21 protein-coding genes are annotated in these 23,109 nt (G+C 74.0%); 10 read left to right on the plus strand and 11 right to left on the minus strand.

Annotation, left to right across the window (positions count from 1 at the left end):
• The first annotated feature begins 82 nt into the window (after positions 1-82).
• Positions 83-949, plus strand: coding sequence for a UbiA family prenyltransferase (locus AB0M28_RS21990; RefSeq protein ID WP_365407358.1), 867 nt, complete (start codon positions 83-85; stop codon positions 947-949).
• 142 nt (positions 950-1,091) lie between these two features.
• Here the strand turns inward: AB0M28_RS21990 and AB0M28_RS21995 are convergent, their stop codons facing one another.
• Positions 1,092-1,364 (minus strand): hypothetical protein, encoded by a 273-nt coding sequence (locus AB0M28_RS21995; RefSeq protein ID WP_365407361.1) that lies wholly within the window; start codon positions 1,362-1,364, stop codon positions 1,092-1,094.
• A 216-nt stretch (positions 1,365-1,580) separates the two neighbouring features.
• Between AB0M28_RS21995 and AB0M28_RS22000 the strand changes: the two genes are divergently transcribed.
• The 5 genes from AB0M28_RS22000 (at position 1,581) to AB0M28_RS22020 (ending at position 4,767) form a co-directional block, all read left to right on the plus strand.
• Positions 1,581-2,369: a PspA/IM30 family protein gene (locus tag AB0M28_RS22000; RefSeq protein WP_365407364.1), complete on the plus strand. Its 789-nt coding sequence runs from the start codon at positions 1,581-1,583 to the stop codon at positions 2,367-2,369.
• Positions 2,366-2,644 carry a hypothetical protein gene (locus tag AB0M28_RS22005; RefSeq protein ID WP_365407367.1) on the plus strand — a complete coding sequence of 93 codons (279 nt, stop codon included), beginning with the start codon at positions 2,366-2,368 and terminating at the stop codon, positions 2,642-2,644. Before AB0M28_RS22000 ends, AB0M28_RS22005 begins: the two co-directional genes overlap by 4 nt.
• Before the next feature lie 5 nt (positions 2,645-2,649).
• Positions 2,650-3,552 carry a zinc metalloprotease HtpX gene (gene htpX / locus AB0M28_RS22010; protein ID WP_365407370.1) on the plus strand — a complete coding sequence of 301 codons (903 nt, stop codon included), beginning with the start codon at positions 2,650-2,652 and terminating at the stop codon, positions 3,550-3,552.
• Positions 3,553-3,623: 71 nt separating this feature from the next.
• On the plus strand, positions 3,624-4,205 hold the full coding sequence (locus AB0M28_RS22015) for a hypothetical protein (protein ID WP_365407373.1): 582 nt from the start codon (positions 3,624-3,626) through the stop codon (positions 4,203-4,205).
• 160 nt (positions 4,206-4,365) lie between these two features.
• Positions 4,366-4,767, plus strand: coding sequence for a cupredoxin family copper-binding protein (locus tag AB0M28_RS22020; protein ID WP_365407376.1), 402 nt, complete (start codon positions 4,366-4,368; stop codon positions 4,765-4,767).
• A 40-nt stretch (positions 4,768-4,807) separates the two neighbouring features.
• Here AB0M28_RS22020 and AB0M28_RS22025 read toward each other — a convergent pair whose 3' ends face one another.
• The 5 genes from AB0M28_RS22025 to AB0M28_RS22045 all read right to left on the minus strand — a co-directional run bounded on the left by AB0M28_RS22025 (position 4,808) and on the right by AB0M28_RS22045 (position 12,658).
• Complete coding sequence (locus AB0M28_RS22025) at positions 4,808-5,221, minus strand: VOC family protein (protein WP_365407379.1); 414 nt, start codon at positions 5,219-5,221, stop codon at positions 4,808-4,810.
• Between the two features lie 126 nt (positions 5,222-5,347).
• The gene (locus AB0M28_RS22030) at positions 5,348-6,652 is read right to left on the minus strand and encodes a lanthionine synthetase C family protein (protein ID WP_365407381.1); all 1,305 of its coding nucleotides are present in this window, start codon (positions 6,650-6,652) and stop codon (positions 5,348-5,350) included.
• Between the two features lies 1 nt (position 6,653).
• On the minus strand, positions 6,654-9,698 hold the full coding sequence (locus AB0M28_RS22035; protein WP_365407384.1) for a lantibiotic dehydratase: 3,045 nt from the start codon (positions 9,696-9,698) through the stop codon (positions 6,654-6,656).
• A gap of 87 nt (positions 9,699-9,785) precedes the next feature.
• Positions 9,786-9,983, minus strand: a complete 198-nt coding sequence (locus tag AB0M28_RS22040) for a hypothetical protein (RefSeq protein WP_365407387.1) — start codon at positions 9,981-9,983, stop codon at positions 9,786-9,788.
• A 305-nt stretch (positions 9,984-10,288) separates the two neighbouring features.
• Complete coding sequence (locus AB0M28_RS22045) at positions 10,289-12,658, minus strand: tetratricopeptide repeat protein (RefSeq protein WP_365407390.1); 2,370 nt, start codon at positions 12,656-12,658, stop codon at positions 10,289-10,291.
• 226 nt (positions 12,659-12,884) lie between these two features.
• On the opposite strand from AB0M28_RS22045, the gene AB0M28_RS22050 reads away from it, so the two are divergent.
• A complete protein-coding gene (locus AB0M28_RS22050; protein WP_365407392.1) occupies positions 12,885-14,513 on the plus strand; it encodes a serine/threonine-protein kinase in 1,629 nt (542 codons plus the stop codon).
• Positions 14,514-14,519: 6 nt separating this feature from the next.
• Positions 14,520-15,929, plus strand: coding sequence for a hypothetical protein (locus AB0M28_RS22055; protein ID WP_365407395.1), 1,410 nt, complete (start codon positions 14,520-14,522; stop codon positions 15,927-15,929).
• Positions 15,930-15,941: 12 nt separating this feature from the next.
• Here the strand turns inward: AB0M28_RS22055 and AB0M28_RS22060 are convergent, their stop codons facing one another.
• The 3 genes from AB0M28_RS22060 to AB0M28_RS22070 form a co-directional block, all read right to left on the minus strand.
• Positions 15,942-17,258, minus strand: a complete 1,317-nt coding sequence (locus AB0M28_RS22060) for a phosphoribosyltransferase family protein (protein WP_365407398.1) — start codon at positions 17,256-17,258, stop codon at positions 15,942-15,944.
• Between the two features lie 142 nt (positions 17,259-17,400).
• Positions 17,401-18,603, minus strand: a complete 1,203-nt coding sequence (locus tag AB0M28_RS22065; RefSeq protein WP_365407419.1) for a serine hydrolase domain-containing protein — start codon at positions 18,601-18,603, stop codon at positions 17,401-17,403.
• A 126-nt stretch (positions 18,604-18,729) separates the two neighbouring features.
• On the minus strand, positions 18,730-19,515 hold the full coding sequence (locus AB0M28_RS22070) for an SDR family oxidoreductase (RefSeq protein ID WP_365407401.1): 786 nt from the start codon (positions 19,513-19,515) through the stop codon (positions 18,730-18,732).
• Between the two features lie 85 nt (positions 19,516-19,600).
• On the opposite strand from AB0M28_RS22070, the gene AB0M28_RS22075 reads away from it, so the two are divergent.
• Both AB0M28_RS22075 and AB0M28_RS22080 read left to right on the plus strand, forming a co-directional pair.
• Positions 19,601-20,458, plus strand: coding sequence for a helix-turn-helix transcriptional regulator (locus tag AB0M28_RS22075; RefSeq protein WP_365407404.1), 858 nt, complete (start codon positions 19,601-19,603; stop codon positions 20,456-20,458).
• Positions 20,459-20,555: 97 nt separating this feature from the next.
• Complete coding sequence (locus AB0M28_RS22080) at positions 20,556-21,350, plus strand: SAM-dependent methyltransferase (RefSeq protein ID WP_365407407.1); 795 nt, start codon at positions 20,556-20,558, stop codon at positions 21,348-21,350.
• 14 nt (positions 21,351-21,364) lie between these two features.
• On the opposite strand, the gene AB0M28_RS22085 is transcribed toward AB0M28_RS22080, so the two are convergent.
• Complete coding sequence (locus AB0M28_RS22085; RefSeq protein ID WP_365407410.1) at positions 21,365-22,450, minus strand: DUF2855 family protein; 1,086 nt, start codon at positions 22,448-22,450, stop codon at positions 21,365-21,367.
• A gap of 108 nt (positions 22,451-22,558) precedes the next feature.
• Entirely contained in the window at positions 22,559-23,053 is a 495-nt protein-coding gene (locus AB0M28_RS22090) for a MarR family winged helix-turn-helix transcriptional regulator (RefSeq protein WP_365407413.1), read from the minus strand.
• Positions 23,054-23,109: the final 56 nt, after the last annotated feature.

Below are 23,109 nucleotides of genomic sequence, written 5' to 3' on the forward strand. Positions count from 1 at the left end.
ACCTCAGATCACCCGTCCGGCTGCCCGTCCCGGCGTCGTGTGCTCCGCACCGGTCGGGACGCGGACGCCTACCATCGGCCGCGTGGCTACTCCCCAGGGATCGACGGCCGGCGCGGGCGCGCAGGTGGCGGGGCGCGTGGCCGGCCTGGCCGGGTCGTGTCATCCGGGGCCCGTCGTGGCAGTCACCGCTTTGATGACCGCGCTGGCCGTGACCGCCGGTCAGAGCACCGCGCGGTGCGCCCTGACCGCGGCCGCCGTGCTGACCGGTCAGCTGTCCGTCGGCTGGTGCAACGACGCGCTCGACGCGCGTCAGGACATCGCCGCCGGCCGCCGGGGCAAACCCATCGTCGACGGCACGGTCGGTGTCAGGCAGGTGTGGGTGGCGGCGTACGCGGCATTGGTGCTGTGTGTGCCGCTCTCGTTCGCCTGCGGCTGGTGGGCGGGGACCGTTCACCTGGGCGGCGTGGCGGCGGCGTGGGCGTACGACCTGCGGCTCAAGGCGACCGCCTGGTCCTGGGTGCCGTACGCGGTGGGGTTCGCGGCCCTCCCGGCGTTCGTGGTGCTGGGGCTGCCCGGGCAGCCGTGGCCGACCTGGTGGATCGTCGCGGCCGGAGCGCTGCTGGGGGTCGGCGCCCACCTGGGCGATGTGCTGCCGGACATCCGGAGTGATCTGGCGACGGGCGTGCGCGGATGGCCGCACCGGCTGGGGCCGCGCCGCGCGCGGTTGCTGCTGCCGGTGCCACTGGTGGCCGCGTCCGTGGTCTTGGTGCTGGGGCCGGCCGGGTCACCCGATGGGTGGGGGCTGGCGGTCTTGGGGGTGGCGGGCCTGGTCGCGGTCGCGGGGACGGTGCTGGGCCGCCGCTGGGAGCGGCTGGCGTTCTCGGCGGCGGTCGCGGTAGCGGCGGTGGACGTGGCGTTGCTGCTGGTACGAGGGACGCGAATCGGCTGATCGGGGCGGCTCCTGCCGAGGGCTGCCGCAGGAGGCGTCCGCCCCTGGACCGGTGCCTCGGCGCACGTATCGACGGACCCCGGGGCAGTGCTCCGGCCACCGGGGCCTTGTCGGGAGCGGTCCTGCGGAGGTTTCGCCCGGGCTAGCGGGCGAGCGCCCCGTTCTGGGAGTCGGACGCGGCGTGCCACGCCTGCATACCCGCTCGGGACGCCTCCTTGGCCTGCTGCCACTTCGCGGCCGCCTGCTGGGACGGGGGCACGTCCATGTCGCGGATCATGCGTCGACCCACGGTGAGCAGGGCGTAGGTCCCGATGACTGCGCCGGCGCAGACCATCATGGCACCGGTCGCGGTGAGCACGGCGCCCGCCGTGACGAGCCGGGTGTTGACGTCGATCGTCCGTTCGTGGTGGTTCATGACTCCACCTTCCAACGGGGGCACCTGCTTCGCATCCCGACCGTCGGGCGCGGGGCCGGGCGGGGGGTGTCCGCGGGCCCTACCGCCCCTCACAGCCCTGCCTCCGGCGGGCAGGACCACGCTTGCACCCCCGACGGCGCCGCCGGACTATGGAAGTGTTCCCAGACATGGCACGGCCTGGCTGATTCCTCGCCCGTCGAGAGGAGGCAGGCCGCAATGACCGGCATCACCCACCGCGTGGCCGCCCTGTTCCGGATCAAGGCGGACAAGGCCCTGGACCGGGCGGAGGACCCGCGCGAGGTCCTGGACTACTCCTATGCCCAGCAGCAGGAGCTGCTGCAGAAGGTACGGCGTGGGCTGGCGGACGTGGCCACCAGCCGTAAGCGCATCGACCAGCAGATCGACCAGCTCCGCCAGTCCGGCGGCAAGCTGGAGGAACAGGCCCGGCAGGCGCTCGCAGCCGGACGCGAGGACCTGGCCCGCGAGGCCCTCGGCCGGCGCACCGCCGTGGCCTCCCAGCTCACCGACCTCCAGAACCAGCAGGCGGCACTGCGGGCGGAGGAGGAGAAGCTCACCCTCGCCTCGCAGCGGCTGCAGGCCAAGGTGGAGTCCTTCCGCACCAGCAAGGAGACGATCAAGGCCCGCTATACCGCGGCCGAGGCCCAGACCCGCGTCACCGAGGCCGTCACCGGCATCGGTGAGGAGATGGGCGACGTCGGTCTGGCCGTGCAGCGCGCCGAGGACAAGACCGAGCAGCTGCAGGCCCGTGCCGGAGCACTGGACGAACTGCTCGCCTCCGGCGCGCTGGAGGACGCCACCCTCTCCGCGGGCGGCGACGACCTCCAGGCCGAACTCGAGCGCGTCACCGCGGGCCAGGAGGTGGACGAGGAGCTGGCGCGGCTGAAAGCTCAGATTCCGCCGTCCCCCGCCCCGCCGGCTGTCGAGGGCAAGCGCTCCGAACCGGGTCCGAGGGACCATCCGACGGACCAGGAGGCGGCATCATGATCATGCGGATCCTCGGAGAGGGCCAGTACGAGATCGCCGACGCACACCTCGGCCGGCTCAACGAGCTCGACGCCGCCCTGCAGTCGGCCGTGGACGCCGATGACGAGACGGCGTTCGCCACCGCCCTGTCGGCCCTGCTGGACGCGGTGCGCAGCCTCGGCACGCCGCTGCCGGACGCGACGATCACACCGTCCGAGCTGGTGCTGCCCGACGCGGACACGAGCCTCACGCAGCTGCGTGTCCTGCTCTCCGACGAGGGCCTGATCCCGGGGTGATGACGATGCGCAGCCGTTTCGAGCGCGACCGGCAGCTCACTGCCCGGATGCTGGTCACGATGTTCCTGCTCGGGCTGCTGTACGTGGCGTTCGTCGCCGCGCTGATCGTGCTGCTCAAGTCCGTCGTCCTGGTCGTCGTCATCGCCGCCGGGGCGCTGGGCGCCCAGTACTGGTACTCCGACCGGATCGCCCTGTTCGCCATGCACGCCCGGATCGTCAGCCGGGAGGAGGCGCCGCAGCTGCACGGCGTCGTCGACCGGCTGTGCGCGGCCGCCGACATGCCCAAACCGCGGGTGGCCGTCTCCGAGATGGACCTGCCGAACGCATTCGCCACCGGCCGCAACCCCGACCACGCCGTCGTCTGCGTGACCACGGGGCTCCAGCGGCGCCTGGAACCCGCCGAGCTCGAGGGCGTCCTGGCCCACGAGCTGTCCCATGTCGCGCACCGCGACGTCGCGGTGATCACCATCGCCTCGTTCCTGGGGGTGATCGCGGGTCTGGTCGTCCGCTTCGCCTTCTACTCGCAGCTCTTCGGCGGACGCAACCGGGACCAGAACACCGCCGTCGTACTCGGCCTGGTCATCGGGGTCTCCGCCCTGGTCTACGCGGTCAGCTACCTGCTGATCCGGGCGCTGTCCCGCTATCGCGAACTGGCCGCCGACCGGGCCGGGGCCATGCTGACCGCACGACCCTCGGCCCTGGCCTCCGCCCTGACCAAGGTCACCGGCGACATCGCCCGTATCCCCACCCGGGACCTGCGCACCGCCCAGGCGTTCAACGCGTTCTTCTTCACGCCCGCCCTCGGGCCCGGCACCACGGTGGCCAACCTGCTCTCCACGCACCCCAGTCTGGAACGGCGTCTGGAGGCGCTCGCCGAGATCTCCGAGAAGCTGGGCGAGACGGCCTGACCGCGGCACTGTGCCGCTCGGGCCGCCAGGACCGGCGTACGAACGGGGGCGACGGAAGGAGCTGAGCACCCGTGGGTTTCCTCGACGCCTTGCTGGGGCGGAGCAAACCGGTCAAGCCCGACCTGGACCAGCTGTTCGGCCTGCCCTCCGCGGCGATCACCCTCCAGGCGGCCGTCGGCTTCACCCCGACCGGAGCCGGTTCGGTCTGCTTCGCCAGCAGCGAAGGCGGCGCCTTCACCCAGGTCCGGCAGGATGTACGGGCCCTGCTGGACGCAGACCCCGAGCGCGGCGGCATGCCCGTGGAGTTCAGCCGCGACGAGTACGGCTACTCGTGGCTGCTCTCCCGTCGCGACCCCGACAGCCTGCCCGCGCTCGTCAACGACCTGCACGCGGTCAACAGCGCCCTCGAGGACAGCGGATTCGGACCCCAGCTGCTCTGCTCCCTCGTCGCCTTCCGCGACGCCGAGGAGCTTCACCCCCTCGCGCTGGTCTACCTCTACAAACGCGGCACCTTCTACCCCTTCGCGCCGCGGCCCGGCGAGAAGCGCGACAACCCGCTCGAACTCCAGGTCAAGAGCATCGTCAAGGACGATCTGCGCATCGAGGGGGACCTCACTCGCTGGTTCCCGCTCTGGGGCGCCCCCGGCCTGTGACGCCGCCGGGCACTCACCTCACACCCGTGGGTGAACAGGCGAGGCAGACGGCGGTACGCCCCGGCGTGCGCCGTCGGTGGGAACGAATCTGAACCCAACCGTCGGCTTCCGGCACCGGCCGGGTCCGACCACGCAGTCCCCGCCCGAAAGGCCCGCCCCCATGGCACTCTTCCCGCTCCACCGGGGCCGCATCACTGCTGTCCTGACGGGAGCCTGCACCCTCCTCGCCCTGGTCGGCTGCTCGAACAACGACTACGGCAACGGCTCGGCCAGCACCAGCTCCCCCGCGCAGACCAGCCCGGGCACCGCCGCGGCGCGCATCGTGATCGAGAACTTCACCTTCACCCCGGAGAACCTTCGCGTACGCCCCGGTACGAAGATCACTGTCGTGAACCGCGATTCCGCGACGCACACCGTCACCGCCACCGGGGACAAGGCGTTCGACACCGGTGACATCGAGGGTGGCGCGACCACCACCTTCACCGCGCCGTCCGCACCGGGGAGCTACGCCTACATCTGCACCATCCACCCGAACATGAAGGGAACCCTCACCGTGAGCTGACAGCCCGCGAGCTTGGGTCACCACACCTGCCGTGGCCGTCTCAGGCGAAGTCCGCCGCGGTGATGCCGTCAGGGTGTCCTGGCGGCCACTCCACCAGCTCGATCCGGTAGCCGTCCGGGTCGGTGAGCCACGACGTCTTCGGGCCGTGAGGCCCGCCCGGATGCTGGACGGGTTCCGGCTCCAGGCCGACTTCGGCGAGCGTCTTCAGCGTGGTGGCGAGCGCTTCCACCTGGATCGCCAGGTGATCGAAACCGCTGCCCACGTCGACGCGTCCGCCGGCGGGACGGTGTACCAGTTCGAGCGAGGCCGCCGGTTCGCCGGGGAACGCGAGGAGTACGAGGCGACTCCCGTCGCCGCCCTCGACCCTGCCCAGCTCGGCGTAGCCCAGGGCGGTGTAGAAACCCAGCGAGCGGTCCAGGTCGGTGACACGGTAGGAGACGAAGAGCGTCTTCACGCAGCCTCCTCCTGAGCCCAGCCGAATCGGGTTGTTCATCGTGGGTGCCATCCTCTCCTCCGTGCAGCCGGGGTCCGCGGCCTGACTCGCCGACGGGGCGTCACAAGGATGACTTCGGGCGGTGGGCTACGACACCAGCAGCGGCATGTCCCAGTCCCCGTGTACCGTGCCGCCCGCGGCGTAGGCGTGCAGGGCCAGGGCCGTGCCGCCGGCGCCCTGCAGGAAGCCCGGCATGTCGGAGCCCTGGGGGGTGTTGGTCAGCGTGGAGCGGTAGCCGAAGCGGGAGGCGGGCTTGAACTGGGCGAGGGTCCGGGCCGCCAGCTCGTCCATCAGGGCCGGGACGCGGGGGTCGTCGAGGTGTTCGGTCAGGCGGCCGAACAGGTGCAGCACGCCCGCCCAGCCGTGGCACAGGCCCGGGTCGTCGCACTGCCAGTCGTCCAACGGGGTGGCCAGGAGCGGCTCCAGGGAGCGGTGGGCCAGCGTGTGCCAGTCGGGGCGGTCCAGGGTGTGCGCGGCGAGCTGGACGGCGCGGGTGGTGCCGGGGGCGCCGTAGCACCAGGAGGGGATGACGTGGGCGTGGGCGCTGCCCGGGCCGGCGGCCCACTGCTCCAGGGTGAGGGCGTGCGGCCAGCGGATGCCGCCGGCCTCGTCGGGCATCGCCCAGCGGGTCAGCAGCGCCATCAGGCTCTCCATCGCCTCGCGGTCGCCGTCGACCGACACCCCGGCGCGGCGTGCGAGGGCGAACAGGGCGAGCGGGCCCGCGATGCCGTGGGAGAGGCCGAGGTTGAGGTGGCCGTCGGGCATCTCCGCCTCCTGGCCCATCTTCGGTGCGGCCATCGACCACCAGCGGGGGACCTTGTGGCCGCGGTGGTCGATCTCCCCCAGGCTCAGCCCCACGAGGTACGACAGCACCTGCCGCAGCTCCGCCTCGCACGTCTCGGCGCGGGCCAGCAGATAGCGGCCGATGCCCGTCATGCCGCGGACGACCTCGAAGACGCCGTTGGTGGGCAGCGGGGCGTCGGTGAGCGGCGGCAGCGCGGTGCGGACGATCTGGCGCTGGTGGGCGTCGAAGCGGTCCAGTGCGGTGCGGTAGCCGCCGGTCGCCCGGTGGGCGACGAGCACGGCGTACGCGGCCGCGCCGTGGCCGGCGAAGCTGCCGGCCAGGCTGTCGGGCTGGGCGGCGACGGCGGCGAGGGCTTCGGCGAGGTAGCGGTGGGCCTCGCGGGGCCGGTCGCAGCCGCTGAAGACGACCGCCATACCGGGGTGGCCGCTGGCGAGGGAGAGCGGCTCCCACAGCGGTTCGAGCTCGCCGATGGACGAACTCTCCTCGGGGATGAGACTGTCGGCGGCCGTGGCGGCGGGGTCGGCGAGCCGGGCGAGCACCTCGTCGGCCATCGCGCGGGCGGCCTCGGCGTGGCGGGGCTGGGGCATGTCAGGCCTCCTTCGCGGCGCGCGGGGCGGCGGCCCCGCGGTGCACGTGTTCGCGGGCGAGTCCGCCGAGGACGGCCAGGCCGCGGTTCTCCTGCTCCCGGTCGATGCCCAGGAGCCGGTTGTGCTGCATATGCAGCAGGGCGAGGATCGTGTGGGCGCCGGCGGCGTCCGGGGTCCCGTCGGGCAGGAGGAGCTTGCCCAGGGCGGCACCGGGGGCCGAGCCCCACAGTCCGGCCAGCGGCGCGCTGGTGAAGCGGTCGGCGAAGACGGCGGCCGTCCGGCCCGGGACGATGAGTTCGCGGGTCAGGGCGCGGTGCTCGCGGTAGGTCTCGCGGCCGGGCGGGAAGCCGCGGGCGACCCAGGCGGTCCAGTCCCAGTCGCCGAGGGATTCCAGCAGCGCGGCGTGGTTGAGCGCCGCCCACACCTCCGGCGGCAGGTCGAGGGCGCCGCGGCCGCGCAGGCTCAGCTGGGCGAGGGCGGACTGGCTGTCCGCGCAGAACAGCTCCTCGGCGAGGGTGAGGCCGTCGGGGCCGCCGTAGCGTTCGGTCTCGGGGACGTAGGTGTCCAGGGCGAAGTGCCGCAGGACGCCGCGGCCGATCAGCCTCCGGGTGTGGGTGGCCAAGGCGTCCAGCACCTCGGTGCGCAGCGCCTCGGGTGTTCCGTGCAGCCGCAGCCGGATGTGCGGGTCGGGGTCGCGGTAGCGGATGAAGAACCAGCGGTCGAGGTGCGGGGCGACGGCCCGTACGAGCGGCGGGACGTGGTCGCGCAGCAGCTCGTCGAGGGTGGGCTCGGCGGCGTACAGCTTGGCGAACAGCCAGTCCTCGCCGGGCTGGTGGTAGGCGGCCGTGCGGCGCACCGCGGGACGCTTCGGCACCGGGGAGGGGCGGGGGCGGCGCCTCAGCGGGACCACGATCTCGGCGCTGTGGCCCTGCGCCCAGCCGAGCGTGCGCACGTCCGCCGCGAGGTCCTCGAACAGCAGGGGTTTGCTGCGGCGCACCTCCTGCCGGAACATCTCCCGGTTCCAGGTGTCGGCGAGGTCCAGGCCGTAGGTGCGGTCCCAGTGCACGATCAGCAGATGGTCCGGCACGCCGTAGCGGGTGCGCCACGCGTCAAGGGCGCGGTCCCAGCCGGCCGGGTCGTGGGCGGCCGCGCGCAACTGCCGGTCGGGCAGCCAGCGCATCGGCTGGACGACGACCTTGCCGAACGTCAGGCGCGGCAGCAGCGGCAGGCTCTCCAGGCCCTGCCACTCCCAGCCGGTCCAGGCCCGCGGCCGGCCGAAGACGCAGTCGACGAGGAAGCGGGCGATCTCGGGGGCCTCGCGGTTGAGGGCGACCATGTGCGGGACGACGGGTACGACGCGGCGGCCGCTGTCCGGGTCGGTCAGGTGCAGGCCGGTTGCGTCGATGCCGACCAGCAGCTGCCGCCAGTCGAGGTGTCCTGGGGCGGCCGGGTCCGCGTACACGCCCAGCGGCAGCTGGTGGGGCACCAGTCGCGGCACCTGCGTCATGTTCTGGGCGCGCACCGTGTACGGGCGGAAGGTGACCTGCGCGGCGATGGTGTCCTCGTCGGCGAGGGCGCCGACCAGGCCGGACAGCTCGCCGCCGATGCCGAGGTGTTCGGCGAAGCGGCCCGCGGTGGCGCCGGCCACCCAGGAGCCGAGATGCCGCGAGGTCATCAGCCGGAAGTCGCCGCGGTCGACGGCGGCGGGGCTCTCGGCGAGCAGTTGCAGGCAGACCTCGAGTGAGCGGGGCGGCTCGGCGGGGACGTCCCGGCGCGGGGGTGCGAGCCGGTCGATCAGCTCGGGTGTCAGCCGCAGTTCGCGGTCGGCGTCCAGCAGCGCCGACTGGACGAGTTCCGCGGTCAGCATGCGGCGCTCGCGAGCGTCCTCGTCGCTGCTGAGGACGGTCGGCCGGGACGGCCCGTCGGGTGAGCGGTCGGCGTAGATCGCGGGGAAGCCGAGGCCCCGGTGCGGGTCGGTCAGCTCGCCCAGGGGGACGGCCGCGTCCGTGCCGTACCGCTCGATGAACTGCTCGTGGTAGTCGCGCATATGGCTGCCGACGGACCATTCCTGGGACAGTTCCCACATCGCGCAGGCGTAGCGCCGCGCCTCCTCGGCGACCGCCGGGGCGAGGCGGATGTCGGCGTCGACGCGCAGGTCGACCTGGACCGGGGGGCCGGTGGGCGCGCCGCCGGGTTCGGCGGCGTCCACCAGGGCGCGCCAGGCGGCGCGGCCCTCGCCGGCCGGGGCGGCGGCGTACGCGCGGGCCGCGGCGCGTACGGCGCGCAGCTGGTCGGCGGCGCCGGGAACGGGTGCGACGGCGGACTCGATGTGGTCGAGGAGGGCGTCGTCGATCCGCGGCGCGATCAGGGAGGTCAACAGGAAGCCGTGGGTGATCAGCTGGGCGAGGGCGGCGTCGAGGCGCTCCTCTGCCACCTTCGGGAACGCGGCGGCGGCCTCGCGGATCAGGGTGTCGTACGGCACGGGGCGTGCGGCGCGGTCGGCGGCGAAGGCGGTCAGCGGATTGCCGCGGACGGAGATCTCGCCGTCCGGGCCGGGCAGCAGGAGGCGGTCGCCGCGCTCGCCGCACAGGTTGTTCCAGACGACGTCGACCCGGCGGCGGACGTCTGCGTCCTTCAGCCAGGTGTGGATCCGCTCGTCCAGCCAGGCCGCGTCGATCCGGACGGACTTCTGCCCGGGTCCGCGCACGTCGGCCTCGGTGCCGGGGCCGAAGCGGGCGGTCGTGACCCCGGCGAACAGGCCGAAGGGCGTGGGCCGTGCGCCCATCCGCAGCGCGTAGCGGCTGACGGAGCGGGCCATCCCGGCAATGCGCTTGGCGCTCAGCTCCTCCCCCGCCTCGAGCCGGTCGAGGTGGTGCGGGAGGCTGCTCCCGGCGAGCTCGATCGCCTCGCGGAGCAGCGGGTCGGCGGTGGTGCGGAGGATGTCCTCGGGTCCGGGGCCGCCGCGGCCGTCGACGGACGGCGGGCGCGGGGTCGCCGCGATCCGGACGAGTGGCGGATCTGCTACGTCGTAGTGGTCGTCCCGCATGGCTTGAGCTGCCCCTCCCCTGGTTCCGCACGGCCGGTGAACGCGAGGGCGGAGCGGGCCGAAGGGCCCGCTCCGCCGTTCAGCGGATCAGCAGCAGCAGTACGGACAGCGCGACTGGACGCCGTAGGTGCTCGGCGAGGTCGAACCGCAGCTGACGCCGGACAGGCGCTGCTTCTCCATCGAGCCGCCGAACGCCGCGTCGGGGCTGATGCCCGCCACCTGGACGTCGAGGTCCAGGTCCGCGGTGTCGGTGGTGGTGTCGTCGAGCAGGACAGTGTTCGTCATCGATACGTCTCCCTTGAGAGCTGGACGGCCGTCTTCGGGTGCGCTGACCGGGAGTTCCGTGGTGCCTACTGGTCACGCCAAGACCTGGACCGGGACAGAGCTGTCCCCTGCGGCTGCCATCCTGGACGGTGAACGGAATCATGGTCGACAGCAAGCGCGTACGCGTCAAGAAGGCCCTGGTGGGGTTCCGGCCAGCGTGCGGGCACGGGCCGTGCCGCCGGTGCGTACTCCAGGGGCGAGCCCGCCTGTTTCACGAGCAAGGAATGGCCGAGAAGCAGTGTCGCGCCCGTCGGCGGTGACGGAGGTCAGCGGAACAGCGGTTCGGGTCCGTCCGCAGACGCGGGCTGTGCCAGCAGCGCGGCCTCCTCGGCCGCGCCGCTGTCCAGGTCATGGCGGCCGTACTCGTCCAGCGCCACCCGTGCCTCCGTCCGGCAGGCGCGCGCCTCCTGCGCCCGGCCCAGCTGCGCGTACACCTGGGCCAGCGCCCGGAGGGTCTGCGCGCGCCGGAAATGGTCACCGGTGTCGTGGAACACCCGTGCGGCCTCCCGCAGTTCCTCTGCCGCCTGCTCGGGGCGCCCCTGGCCGCGGTGCAGGCGTCCCAGGACCAGGCGTGCGGCTCCGGGGCCCCAGGTGTCACGGGAGGACTCGAAGTACGCGAGCGCCTCGCGTGCCTGCTCCCCCGCCTCCTCCCACCGGGCCAGGTCGGCGAGCGTCATGCCCAGGCGCCACCGGGTCATAGCGACGGCGCGCGGATCCCCGGCGGCCGCGCATTCCTTCAGCGCCCGGCGCAGCGTGGCGAGGGCGGCTGCGGGGTCGCCGGACATGCGCTGGGCGTGTCCGAGGTGGCTGAGGGCGGTCGCGGCGCCGACCGCGTCCGCGTGCAGCTCCCGTACGGCCAGGTCCTGCCGGTGGAAGGCGACGGCGTCCGCGAAGCGGCCCATCTCCCAGTGCGCCAGGCCCAGTTTGGTCAGCGCGTGCGCCTCCTCCTGCCAGTCGCCGTCGGCATGGGCGAGCTCCAGGGCCTGTTCGTGGCGGGTGACGGCGAGGGCCGGGCGTCCGCTGAGGGCGTCCGCGTAGCCGAGGGAGTTCAGGGCCACGGCCACCAGGCGGCGGTCGTCCAGGCGCAGGGCGGCGCGGTGGACCGCTTCGCCGGCGCGGGTGAGCGGGGCCCACTGGCACCGCAGGTCGTAGTACCAGACGAGGCCGTCCAGCAGCGCGGCCGGCTCCAGCGGGGCGAGCGCCTCGGCCGGCGTGTTCTCCAGCACGGTGAGTACGGCTTCGCCCTCGGCGTCCAGCCAGTCCAGCGCCGCCGTGCGTCCGCCGGGGAAAGGGCCGCCTGCCGGGGCGACCGCTTCGGCCGCCTGGCGGGCGGTGGTGAGCAGCCAGCGGCGCAGGCGATCCGCGGTCTGCTCACGCTGCCCCGGGTCCTCCTCGGCCACGAGGCGCTCGTGGGCGAACTCCCGGACCAGTTGGTGGGGCCGGTACCGGCCGGGCAGGGCCGCGGCGGTGACCAGGCCGGCTCCCGCGAGCCGCTCCAGGGCCCGCCGCGCCGGGGGCGCTGCGGCGGGCAGGTCCTGCAGGACGCCGGCGGTGGACGCGGTGACGTCGGTGCCGGGCAGGTGGGCCAGCCGGCGCAGCAGCAGGCGGTCCCCGGCGTCCAGCGCCCGGTAGGACAGGGTCAGGGCGGCTGTAAGGGGGCTCAGGCGTTCGTGCCGGTCGTGCAGCCCGTCGGCGAAATGGCTTAGGGGCCAGTGGGGTTGGGCCGCCATCCGCTCGCCGAGGACCCGCAGCGACAGCGGGAAGCCCTCGCAGCCGGCGATGACCTGCTCCATGGCGTGCGGCTCGGCCCGCAGCCGCTGCGCGCCGGCGATTCCCGCCAGCAGTGCGGTGGACTCCTGCGGTAACAGCGGGCCGAGCGGCAGGTGCACGGCGCCCGCCAGTTCGTGGAGCGGCCGCAGGCTCGTCACCACGACCAGCGCGGGGCCCGACCCCGGGATGAAGGGCCGCACCTGCGCGGCGTCGCGGGCGTCGTCGAGCACCAGCAGCAGCGGATGCCCCTCGGCCTCGGCGCGGAACAGCCGGGCGCAGTCGGCCGGGTCGGCGGGGATGCGCTGGGGTGGGATGTGCAGCAGCTCCAGCAGGCGGCGCAGCTCCGGCTCGACGGCGACGGGAGTGCGCGTCCCGGCCCGGACGCGGTGCAGCTCCACCCACCACTGGTGGGCGAACCGCGTCGCCTCGTGCGCGGCCCTGAGCGCCAGGGTGGTCTTGCCGACGCCGGACATGCCGTGCAGGACGACGACGAGCGGATGCGGTGCGCTGCCGGCGCGGGCGGTCAGCGCACGCAGCCGGGCGAGTTCCGCCTCCCGGCCGGCGAAGTCGGCGGGGACGGGCGGGAGTTCCCGCGCGGGCGCTGCGTAGTGGGCGGTGCGTTCGCCCAGGGCGCGGTTGAGCAGCCGCACCAGTCTGCCCGGGGGAAGGCCCAGCACCCGCTCGTAACCGCGGACCACCTCCGCGGGCGGCTGCCGTGTTCCGCTCTCGTACGGGGACAGGCGGCTGTGCCCAGAGTTCAGCCGCCGGGCCATGGTGCGCTGCGACAGTCCGCGGCTCTCCCGCGCTGTTCGCATGGCCTGCCCCAGCGCGCGCAGGGCGGCGTCGTTCACGGACAGCTCGGCCATGGCCTCTCCCCCCGGGACCTGTGGGCGCCTGTTGCCTAGATCATCTCGTAACCGCTCCTTTCCGTGGGGCTGGTGGGCGATTTCCGGGGTCCGCTGTCCGCAAAGTGTCCGCGCATCGTCCGGCGCCCGGCACTGCGTCGGTCCGGGTCCCTACGCTCGCGGACACGGGTGCCGTGTCTGTGCCCGTGCTCCCGTCGAACCGTCCTCATGAGGAGGCCTGTCAGCCGTGTTCGAACCCCTTGCCGCGGGCGATCCGCGGGCGATCGCCGGCTACCAGCTCACGGCGCGGCTCGGCGCGGGCGGGATGGGGCAGGTGTTCCTGTCCCACACGCCCGGCGGGAGGCCCGTCGCGATCAAGGTGATCCGCCCGGAGCTGGCCTCCGACCCGGAGTTCCGGCGCCGCTTCGAGCAGGAGGTACGCGCCGCCGAGCGCGTCCAGGGCCTGTACACCGCGCCCGTCATCGACAGCGACACCCAGGGCCCGACACCGTGGCTGGCGACCGCGTACGTCGCGGGGCCGCCCCTGGCCGCGGCGGTCGCCGAGCACGGCCCGCTGCCCGAGCAGACGGTGCTGCTGATGACGGCCGGGGTGGCGGAGGCGCTGCAGGTGATCCACGGCGCGGGGATCGTCCACCGCGACCTCAAGCCGTCCAATGTGCTGCTCGCCGCGGACGGCCCCCGCGTCATCGACTTCGGGATCGCCCGTGCCGCGGACGCCACCGTCCTCACCTCCAGCGGGGTGATCGTGGGCACGCCGTCCTTCATGTCGCCCGAGCAGGCGGCCGGCACGGCGGTCACCGAGGCCACGGACGTCTTCGCCCTCGGCCAGGTCGCGGCGTACGCGGCGATCGGCGGGCCCGCGTTCGGGGAGGGCACCTCGCACAGCGTGCTGTACCGGATCGTGCACGAGGAGCCCGACCTGACGGCGGTGCCCGCCGGGCTGATGGAACTGGTCACCGGCTGTCTGGCGAAGGAGCCGCAGGACCGGCCGACGGTCGCGCAGATCCTGGCGCTGTGCCAGGCCGCGACCGAGTCGACCGTGCTGCGCCGGCCCGAGGACTGGCTGCCGCCCCCGGTCGCCGACTCCCTCCCCGAGCGCACCGCCCCCGCCACCGTCGCCCTGCTGCCCGCGGCGCCCGCGCAGCCGCCACTCCCGCCGACCCGGCCCCCGCTCCCACCGGCTCCGGCCGCCGGGGCGCTCCCGACCGCGCGCCGGTCACGGCGCCTCGCGGTGGCGGTGGCCACGGCGGCCGCGCTGGTGGCCGGAGCGCTCGGCGCACGCGCGGTCCTGGACCACGAGCGCCCGACGGGGACCGGGGCCGCGGGAGACAACCCGCCGGCGTCCACTGCCTCGACCGGCACCGAGGACGCCGCATCCGCGACGCCCGAACAGCTCGAAACCGCCTCGGAGACCCCGTCCCCGTCGGCGACCCCGTCCCCGTCCACCGCGCCGGCCGTGGACCCCGAACCGCAGACGTACCGCTTCGACCTGCCGCACGGATACGCGCTGAACTTCACCGACGACCCGGTCAAACCCACTCAGGACGGCGGGGACATCAGCTATCCCGAATCGACCTTCGACGGGGCGGGCAGGTTCGAGGCGCCGAACGGGAAACTGGTGCTTCTCCCCCCGTCGGAGAACGGCTCGCTGGACCTCTGCCGCAACAACTCCCAGTTCGCCTACTCGGTCCTCCTCACCAAGTTCACCAAGGGCCGCAAGGTCTGCGTCACCACCGGGGAAGGCCACATCCTCCTCGTCGAGAACCGTGGCACCGCACCGGACGACTCACCCAGCGACTTCATCACCCTCAAGGTGACCGTCTGGCGCTACGCCCTCGCCGCCGAGACGAACTGACCGCCGATGTCCACCTCCACGCGCGGAATCCGCGCCTTCATCCTGGCCGTGGTCACCGCGCTCTGCGTCGGTGCGGGCGGCTACGCGGCCTACCACTGGACCGGCGCCGACCCCGGTGACCCGCAAGGGAAGACACCCGCGGGCTCCGGCCGCCCGGCGGTGCCGGCCACCGCGGGCACCACGGACGTCGGCGGACCCGATGCCACCGCCTTCGTGGCCCAGCGACCGCAGGAGCGCCCCGCCGGATGGCAGTCCTGGCAGGGCAGGTTCGCCCGGCCCCCGCTGGCCTGCGCCGCCGACCCGCGGGCGGTGGCCTGCCTGCTCGTCGACGGCACCTACGAGGCGCTCAGCGCCGTCGACGGCCGCCGGCTCTGGACAGCCGGCACCCCCGAGGGCAAGGGGGAGATGCCGGGCGACGGCGAGGCGTACGTCGCGCCGAACGGCGACTTCTACGTGGGCGGCGACGGCGTGCCGCCGGTGCTGCAGGGCGGCCGGGCGCTGATTTCCCTCAACGGCCGTGTGGAGCTGCGCGATTCGGCGGACGGGCGCCGGCTGTGGACCTCCCCCGGCGGCCTGCGCATCGCGCGCTATCCGCACCGTCCCGGTATCAGCGGCGACGCGGTGCTGGTATCCGGCTACACCGACGACTACGTCCCGGTCGTCGAGGCCTACGCCCTGGACTCCGGCGTGCGCCTGTGGCGCGTGCCTCTGGGGCCGGCCGTCCAGGACGCGATGGGAGAACCGGTGTACCGGCTGCGGGCGGTGCGCGGCGGGCAGGCGTACGCGACCGCGGTCGGCAGCGGTTCGGACACCTCCGATCTGGTGCGCATCGACGTCGCCGGCGGCAGGATCGCGGCGCGGCTGAAGGGGCTGCCGGTGCTGGGCTGCGCGCAGGTGATGGCGCTGCGCCGGAACGTGGCGTGCGAGCTGCCGCAGACGTCGACCGGGGAGTCCGGGACGCTGCTGCTCGATCCGCGGACCCTGGCCCGCGGGGCCACCGCGCACCTCCCCGAGGGATCCCTGGTGGCGGCGGACGACACGAACGCGCTGGTCTACGACGCCACCCGGAGCACCCTGACGGCGGCGCGGTGGGAACAGGGCACCCGCACGGGCGAGGCCACCTTGGTGCACCTGCCCGACCAGTCCGCCCCCGCGTCCTCCACCCCCCTGCTCATCGGCGCCCGGGCGCTGACCGTCGACTACACCACCCTGCGGCTGCTGTCCCTGCCCGGCCTCACCGGTCACGTCATCCCCGTCCCCGAGGCCCCGCGCGAGCGCGTGCTTCCCACCGGCGATCCGATGGACGGCCGCAAGTTCACCGACACCCTGCGGCCGCCGCAGGTTCTGGCCCTCGGGGGTGTCGCGCACATCGTCTACGACGACGCGAGCGTCGTCTCGCTGGCCCTCCCGGAATGACGTTCCGCTCGTTCAGGCCGCATGGGAAACCGGCGCCATGTGGTCGGTGAACCAGTCGCGGGCCAGCTCGGTGACGTGTTCCAGGGTGCCGGGCTCCTCGAAGAGGTGGGTGGCGCCGGGGACGACCTCGAGGCGGTTCTCGCAGTGCAGGCGGGCCTGCGCTTCACGGTTCAGGCGGAGCACCAGCTCGTCGTGGCCGCCCACGATCAGCAGCGTGGGCGCCACCACCGCCGGCAGCCGGTCGCCGGCGAGGTCGGGCCTGCCGCCCCGGGAGACGACCGCGGCGATCCCCGCGCCGGGCTCGGCAGCCGCCGACAGCGCCGCCGCCGCGCCGGTGCTGGCACCGAAGTACCCGACCGGGAGCCCTTCCGCCGCGGGCTGCTGCCGCAGCCAGTCGGTGGCGTCCGCCAGCCGCCCGGCCAGCAGCGCGGTGTCGAAGACGTTCGCCCGGTCACCCTCCTCGTCCTCGGTGAGCAGGTCGAACAACAGGGTGCCGAGACCCGCCCGGTTCAGCCCCGCCGCGACGAACCGGTTGCGCGGACTGCGCCGGCTGCTGCCGCTGCCGTGCGCGAACACCACCACCCCGCTCGCGCCCTCCGGCACCGTCAACTGCCCCCGCAGCACCACCCCGCCCGCCCGCACGCCCTCCGCGGCGCCGGCGCGGCTCGCCCCGGTGCGGCGGGCGGCCGTCAGGCGATCGGCCGCCTCCTGCAGGCAGGCGACGACCTCGGCGTCGGCGGTCTGGGAGAAGTCGGCGTAGAACTGGCCGATCGCGTAGAAGTTCGCGGGAGCGTGTACGCAGATCAGTTCGTCCGCGTCGTCGCCGAGCCGCGCGGTCCAGTCGTGCGGGGCGACGGGGACGGCGAGCACGACCCGTTGCGCCCCGCGGGCCCGGGCGATCCGGCATGCGGCGCGGGCCGTCGACCCCGTGGCCACCCCGTCGTCGACGACCACCACGGTACGGTCCGCGAGCCCGGCCGATTCCCGCCCGCCGCGGTAGCGCCGGGCGCGGCTCTCCAGCACCTCGCGCTCCCGCTCCTCGACCAGGGCCAGCTCGTCGCCGGTGACGCGCGCGGTGCGCATCACGTCGGCGTTGATCACGCGTACGCCGCCCTCGCCGATGGCTCCCATCCCCAGCTCCGGCTGGAACGGCACCCCCAGCTTGCGTACCAGACAGACGTCGAGTGGCGCATCGAGTGCCTCGGCTACCTCCGCGGCGACCGGGACGCCGCCGCGGGGCAGCCCCACGACCACGACGTCCTGGCCTTTGAAGCGGTCCAGTCGGTCCCCCAGCTGCCGGCCGGCGTCACGACGATCCGTGAAGAACACGATCCGACCTCCTCTGCCGCGGGAGCGCGCCCGGACACCATCAGCCCCACCTTTCATCCTCGCACCAGCCGAGCGGGGGCGCACACCGCCGCCGGAGGCGGCTGTACGGGGTCGGAGGGAGCGATGCCCTCGGGGGCCCGGGCTACTTCTTGTCCAGCAGGGCGCAGACCGCCTCTTCCTCGGCCGCGCGCAGCTGCTCCAGCAGCGCCGGATTGGTGGTGCGGTTGATCTGGGCGGTCAGGGAGACGGTGAGCGAGTGGGTACCGTCCGGAGTCGCCGCGATCAGCTGGGTGTAGCCGGGGGTGTTCCCGGTGTGGCCCAAGACCGTGCCGCAGCGGGTGCGGTAGCGGAAGATGGCCAGGCCGGCCTTGTTCTCGCCCGGGCCCGCCGGTTCCGAGGCGCCCTCGATCCAGCGGCGCTGCTGCACGAGGGCATCCTCCGAGGTCAGGGCGCCGGCGGCGTACGCGCGGATGAAGCGGGTCAGGTCCTGGGGTGTGGAGACGATGCCGCCCGAGGCCCACACCCCGGAGGCGCTGATCAGCTCGCTGACGTCCTCGGGGGGTGCGGAGCGGACGTCGTAGCCGTGCATGTAGGGCCGCGGCATCGTGTAGCCGAGGGGGAGGCTGGTGTGGCGCAGGCCCGTGGGGCCGTAGACCTTCTCGCGCAGCAGGGCGTCGTAGGGCAGGCCGGATGCCTCCTCGGCCATCAGGGCCACCGCGATGTTGTCGGAGTTGGAGTAGTGGTACTCGCTGCCGGCCGGGAAGTCCAGCGGCTTGTCGGCCACGAAGTCCAGCAGGTGCTGCGGGTCGAAGGTGCGGCGCGGGTCCGCCTGGATGAGCTTGAGGAAGTCGGGGTCCTTGCTGTAGTCGGGCAGGCCGCTGGTGTGGTTGAGCAGGTTGCGCAGGGTCACCGCGTGCCATGCCTTCGGCAGCTGGGGCAGGTGTTCGCCGATCGTGTCGTCGAGGGCGAGCTTTCCCTGCCGGACCAGTGCCAGGGCGACGGCGCCGCTGAACGCCTTCGCCGTGCTCGCGATCCGGGTGTGGTCCGTCGTCCTGAGGGGGCGGCCGGTGTCCAGGTCGGCGACGCCCGACCGTACGACGCGGGTCCGCCCGCCGTTACGCAGCACGACGATCACTCCGGGCGGGCCGCCCGTGGCGCGGACCAGATCGTCCAGCCGGCGCTGCAGCTCCGTGTCGGTGCGGGCTGCTGCTGTGGCCGGCGCGGGCGCGACGGCGCACAGGCAGGAGGCCAGGAGCGCGGTTGCCAGCGGCAGCCGCAGGCGGCTCGGCCGCGGGCCCCCGGGTCGTGGCGGGAGCGGGTGGCGGATGGAGCGCGGCAGCGGCATGGCGTTGTCCCTGGGGTGGGTGATCGGGCCGCCTTCCAGCATTGCGGTGGCGTGTACGGGGCGCCCGCGCTCCTGGTCCATCCGGATGAGGCGGTCGCGGGGGCGCTCCCCCGGGCGGTGCCCTTCTCAGGCGCCGGCGCCGCCGTCGACCGGCACCATCGCCCCGGTCACCATCGACGCGCGGTCGCTGAGCAGCCAGGCCGCCGCCTCGGCGACCTCGTGCGGCTCGGCCATCCGGCCCAGCGGGATCGAGGAGTTGATGCGGTCGATGACGCCGGGCGTCGCCGCCTCCCACGCGTCGATCATCTCCGTGGCGGTGCCGCCGGGAGTGATGCCGTTGACCCGGATGCCCTCAGGTGCCCAGGTCACGGCGGCGGTCTCGGTGATGCTGTTCAGCGCGCGCTTCATGGCCGCGTACGCGGGAAGGGCGGGGTTGGCGCGGCGGCTGCCGATGCTCGAGGTGTTGACGATCGCCCCGCCGCCGCCGCGGCGCATCAGCGCCGCCTCGGCGGTCATCGCGGTCCAGTGCGCGCGGAAGTTCACGGCGAACTGCTCGTCGACGTCCTCGTCGGTCGTGGTGTCGAGCGGGCCGGGACGGTGCTGGATGGCCGCGCCGTTGTTGAACGCCCCGTCGAGTCGGCCGTGCAGCTCCGCCACGCGGTCGACGGCCGCGCGGACGGCGGCGCGGTCGGCCAGGTCCAGTGTCACGGCGTCGGCCGTGCCTCCGTCCGCGCGGATCCCGGCGACGACGCGGGCGAGGGCGTCGGTGCCGCGGGCGGCCAGGACGACGGCCGCGCCCTCGCGGGCGAAGAGCCGGGCCGCGGCCTCGCCGATGCCCCGGCTCGCGCCGGTGATGAAGACGACCTTGCCGGTGAGCAGGCCGATCGGGGTGGTGTGGGTGTGGTCGGTCATGCCGCCAGCGTCGCGGTCCTCCGGGTGCGGATGCAGGCACAGGTGGTACCAGGATCCGCCGCCGTACGGCGGGCAGACTTGGCGTATGGACAAGCAGGAGCTCGGAGCGTTCCTCCGCACCCGGCGTGCCCGGCTGCGGCCGCAGGACGTCGGCCTGCCCTCGGGGCCGCGGCGCAGGACCCCGGGGCTGCGGCGCGAGGAGGTCGCGGTCCTCGCGCACATCTCCACCGAGTACTACGTCCGCCTCGAGCAGGGCAGGGCGCCGCGTCCCTCGGGCGAGGTCCTCGCCGGGATCGCGGGCGCGCTGCGCCTGACCGACGCGGAGTCCGACCACCTGCACGTGCTGGCGGGCACCGCGCCGGTCCGGACCCGGCTGCACCGCCGCGACGTCCGCCCCAGCATCCTCGCGCTGCTCGAGCGGCTGCCGCAGACGGCGGCGATCGTGACGTCCGCGGTGTTCGAGGTCCTCGCCTGGAACGAACTCGCCGCCGCGCTCATGGAGGACTTCGCCGAGCTCGCCCCGCGCGACCGCAACCTCGCACGGCGGGCGTTCCTCGGGCCGCTGCCACCGGACGCGGAACTGTACGGGCTCTCCGACGGAACCGAGTTCCGCCACCATGCGGTGAGCGAGCTCCGGGCCGTCCTCGCCCGGTACCCGTCGGACCCCGCGGTCACCGCACTGGTCGCCGAACTCCGCGACGGCAGCCCGGAGTTCGCCCGGCTCTGGGAGCGGCATGACGTGCAGGCGGCGCCCATGCTCACCAAGACGTTCCGGCACCCGGCCGTCGGGCGGATCACCGTCGACTGCGACGCCCTCACGCTGCCGGACCGCGACCAGCACCTCGTGCTCTACAGCGCGCCGCCGGGATCCCCGGACGCCGAGGCGCTCGCCTTGCTGAGCGTGCTGGGGACCGAGCGGGTCGATGCGAGCGGAGCGCTCTGACCGTCCCGCTCGGCCCGGGGGAGCTGATTGCGTACCCCGCTCCACTCTGCTGGGATGAGCGGACTCAGCCCGAACTCCCGTAGCAGGAAGGGTCGTTGTGACCAGTACCGAAGATCCGGCGCTCGATCCGACGACACCGCACGCCGCGCGGATGTGGAACTACTGGATGGGCGGCAAGGACAACTACCAGGCTGACCGCGACGCCGGGGACGCCGTCGCCGCGGTGTATCCGGACATCGTCACGATGGCCGTGCAGTCGCGCCGGTTCCTCATCCGGGTCGTGCGGTATCTGGCCGAGGAGGCGGGCATCCGCCAGTTCCTGGACATCGGGACCGGCCTGCCCACGATGGAGAACACCCACGAGGTCGCGCAGGGCGTCTCCGCCGACTGCAAGGTGGTGTACGTCGACAACGACCCGATGGTGCTGGCGCACGCCGACGCGCTGCTGCGGGCGGTGACCCCGGAGGGAGTCACCGCCTATGTGCACGCCGACTACCACGACCCGCAGTTCATCCTCGCCGAGGCCGCGAAGACGCTCGACCTCAGCCGCCCGGTGGCGGTGATGTTCATGGGCGTGCTGGGCTACGAGCAGGACCACGCCGTACTGCGCTCCATCGTGTCCACGGTCATGGCCGCCGTACCGGCCGGGAGCCATCTGGTGCTGTGGGACGGCACGGACACCGGCGACGCGGTGGTCGAGGGCGGGGAGCAGCTGGTGGAGTCCGGCGGCGTGCCGTACATCCTGCGCAGCCCGGCTCAGCTGGCGGAGGGCTTCGAGGGGCTGGAGCTGGTGGATCCGGGCATGGTGCCGATCACCCGGTGGCGTCCGGCGACCGGCGAACTCGGCGCCAAGCACATCGACGCCTACGGCGCCGTGGGCCGGAAGGTGTAGGCGGCGGCGCGGGTTCACGGCCGGTCGGCCGGGGGCCGCAGCGCGAGTACGTGGCCGGCACCGGGCGGCGTGCGTCCGGCGAGGGTGTCCAGATAGGCGCGGCGGGCGGCCTCCAGGCCGGTGTGGTGCACCACCGGGAACCACGTCGCGGCGGCCGGCCGGAAGTCCTGCCAGGCCCCCTCGATGCGGGCCAGCAGCTCGTGCAGGCCCCAGGTCCGCGCCCGTTCACGGATGCGTTCGGGCGAGAGGAAGGGTCGCGGAGGCGGGCCGGGCAGTGCCCCGGCGGGTGCGGCGCCGTGGGTGTGGCCGACCCTGATGCTGGCGCGCAGCCGGTCGCCGTGGTGGTGGTGCACGGCCGCCGTGATCGCCGAGTCGCCGGCGAAGTCGACGTAGGCCGTGTCCGCTTCGGGCAGTCGGGTTGCGCCGGCGTAGTCCAGGACCTGGTCGTACACGCCGAGGCTCGTGGTGTACGGCAGGTTGGCGGGCGAGGTCAGGCCGATCACCTCGATGCCGGGGCGGTGGGCCGCCAGCAGGAAGGCCAGGCCCGCGGCCGTGCGGCTGGAGGCGCTGGACAGCAGGATGCGGGTGGCTCCGAAGCGGCCGTGTTCCGCGAGGAGGTCGGCGAGCAGGTACGACGTGAGGAACAGCGGCCACACCGTCAGCCTCAGTGCCTCGGCCGTGGCGTCCCGTACGGGGTCGGTGCCGGCGTAGGTGTAGTGGTTGTACGCCGCGGGGAGGCCCGCCCGGTGGGCGCTGCGGTCGGTGAACCCTGCCCCGTCGCCGCGGTTCACCGTCGCCAGCAGGTGCGTGCCCATCGGCACGAAGCCGAAGACCCGCGCCCCCGGCGGCACATCCGCCTCGCGGGCGGCGAGCACCTCGGCGTAACCCCAGGCGGGGACGCGGCCCCAGGCCCCGGCTGCCGGGAAGAAGTCCCAGTAGCGCAGGCGCTCTCCGAGGCGGGCGTAGGTGATGTTGTTGGCCGTGAGGCCGAAGGCGTCCACGCGGAGCAGGACCTGTCCGGGGCCCGGTTCGAGGGGCGGGCCCTGCGCCAGCCGTGTCACGGCGAGGTCGTCCCGTCTGACCTGCAGGTCCGTCGTCATGTCGCCTCCCGCGCGCCGGCCTTCTGCGGCTGATGCTCCCCGGGCGGGGCGCCTCGGGGCCGGAGGCGCTGTGGCAACGGCGCGTGAAGGGAGGGTGGCGGCCGACAACTATCCGGGCGGTATGTCGGAGAATGCGGCGTTCAGCCGGGCGAGTAGTGCGGCCAGGTGCTGCACGTCCGCCGCGGGCCAGTCGTCAAGGGAGCGCTCCAGATGCGCGACCCGCTGTTCCCGCATCCGGGCCATGGCCGTGTGGCCACGGGCGGTGAGTTCGACCTCGCGGCGGCGGCGGTCCAGGCGGCCCGCTCTGCGGCGTACCAGACCGGCCTCCACCACCTCGTCCACCAGCCGGCTGGCCCGCGCCGGGTCCGTCAGCAGCGACGCGGCGAGCTCCCCGACCGTCGGGCGCAGCTCCCCCGAGGCCTCCACGACGCGCAGCAGCCGGTAGTGCACGGGTGACCAGGGCCAGCCGGTCGCCTCCTGCAACGCCGCCCGCCGACCCGGGCCGTACAGACCGAACGTGGCGTGCCGCAGCACCTCCAGCTCGGCGTCGAGCCGGTGTACGGGCCTCACCCGCAAGCTGCTGGCCGCCGGCTCCGGCGACACCGTCCGCTCCCGCGCCCTGACCGGCAAGCCCGCCCGCCAGCTGCGCACCGAGTGGA

The organism is Streptomyces sp. NPDC051940, assembly GCF_040680895.1.
Taxonomy (GTDB): Bacteria; Actinomycetota; Actinomycetes; order Streptomycetales; family Streptomycetaceae; genus Streptomyces.

Excerpts from the sequence above, each read along its gene's own strand:
- AB0M28_RS21995 (WP_365407361.1), bottom strand. The coding sequence starts at position 1,364 with ATGAACCACCACGAACGGACGATCGACGTCAACACCCGGCTCGTCACG.
- AB0M28_RS22000 (WP_365407364.1), top strand. The coding sequence starts at position 1,581 with ATGACCGGCATCACCCACCGCGTGGCCGCCCTGTTCCGGATCAAGGCG.
- AB0M28_RS22005 (WP_365407367.1), top strand. The coding sequence starts at position 2,366 with ATGATCATGCGGATCCTCGGAGAGGGCCAGTACGAGATCGCCGACGCA.
- htpX (WP_365407370.1), top strand. The coding sequence starts at position 2,650 with ATGCGCAGCCGTTTCGAGCGCGACCGGCAGCTCACTGCCCGGATGCTG.
- AB0M28_RS22020 (WP_365407376.1), top strand. The coding sequence starts at position 4,366 with ATGGCACTCTTCCCGCTCCACCGGGGCCGCATCACTGCTGTCCTGACG.
- AB0M28_RS22030 (WP_365407381.1), bottom strand. The coding sequence starts at position 6,652 with ATGCCCCAGCCCCGCCACGCCGAGGCCGCCCGCGCGATGGCCGACGAG.
- AB0M28_RS22035 (WP_365407384.1), bottom strand. The coding sequence starts at position 9,698 with ATGCGGGACGACCACTACGACGTAGCAGATCCGCCACTCGTCCGGATC.
- AB0M28_RS22040 (WP_365407387.1), bottom strand. The coding sequence starts at position 9,983 with ATGACGAACACTGTCCTGCTCGACGACACCACCACCGACACCGCGGAC.
- AB0M28_RS22045 (WP_365407390.1), bottom strand. The coding sequence starts at position 12,658 with ATGGCCGAGCTGTCCGTGAACGACGCCGCCCTGCGCGCGCTGGGGCAG.
- AB0M28_RS22055 (WP_365407395.1), top strand. The coding sequence starts at position 14,520 with ATGTCCACCTCCACGCGCGGAATCCGCGCCTTCATCCTGGCCGTGGTC.
- AB0M28_RS22065 (WP_365407419.1), bottom strand. The coding sequence starts at position 18,603 with ATGCCGCTGCCGCGCTCCATCCGCCACCCGCTCCCGCCACGACCCGGG.
- AB0M28_RS22070 (WP_365407401.1), bottom strand. The coding sequence starts at position 19,515 with ATGACCGACCACACCCACACCACCCCGATCGGCCTGCTCACCGGCAAG.
- AB0M28_RS22075 (WP_365407404.1), top strand. The coding sequence starts at position 19,601 with ATGGACAAGCAGGAGCTCGGAGCGTTCCTCCGCACCCGGCGTGCCCGG.
- AB0M28_RS22085 (WP_365407410.1), bottom strand. The coding sequence starts at position 22,450 with ATGACGACGGACCTGCAGGTCAGACGGGACGACCTCGCCGTGACACGG.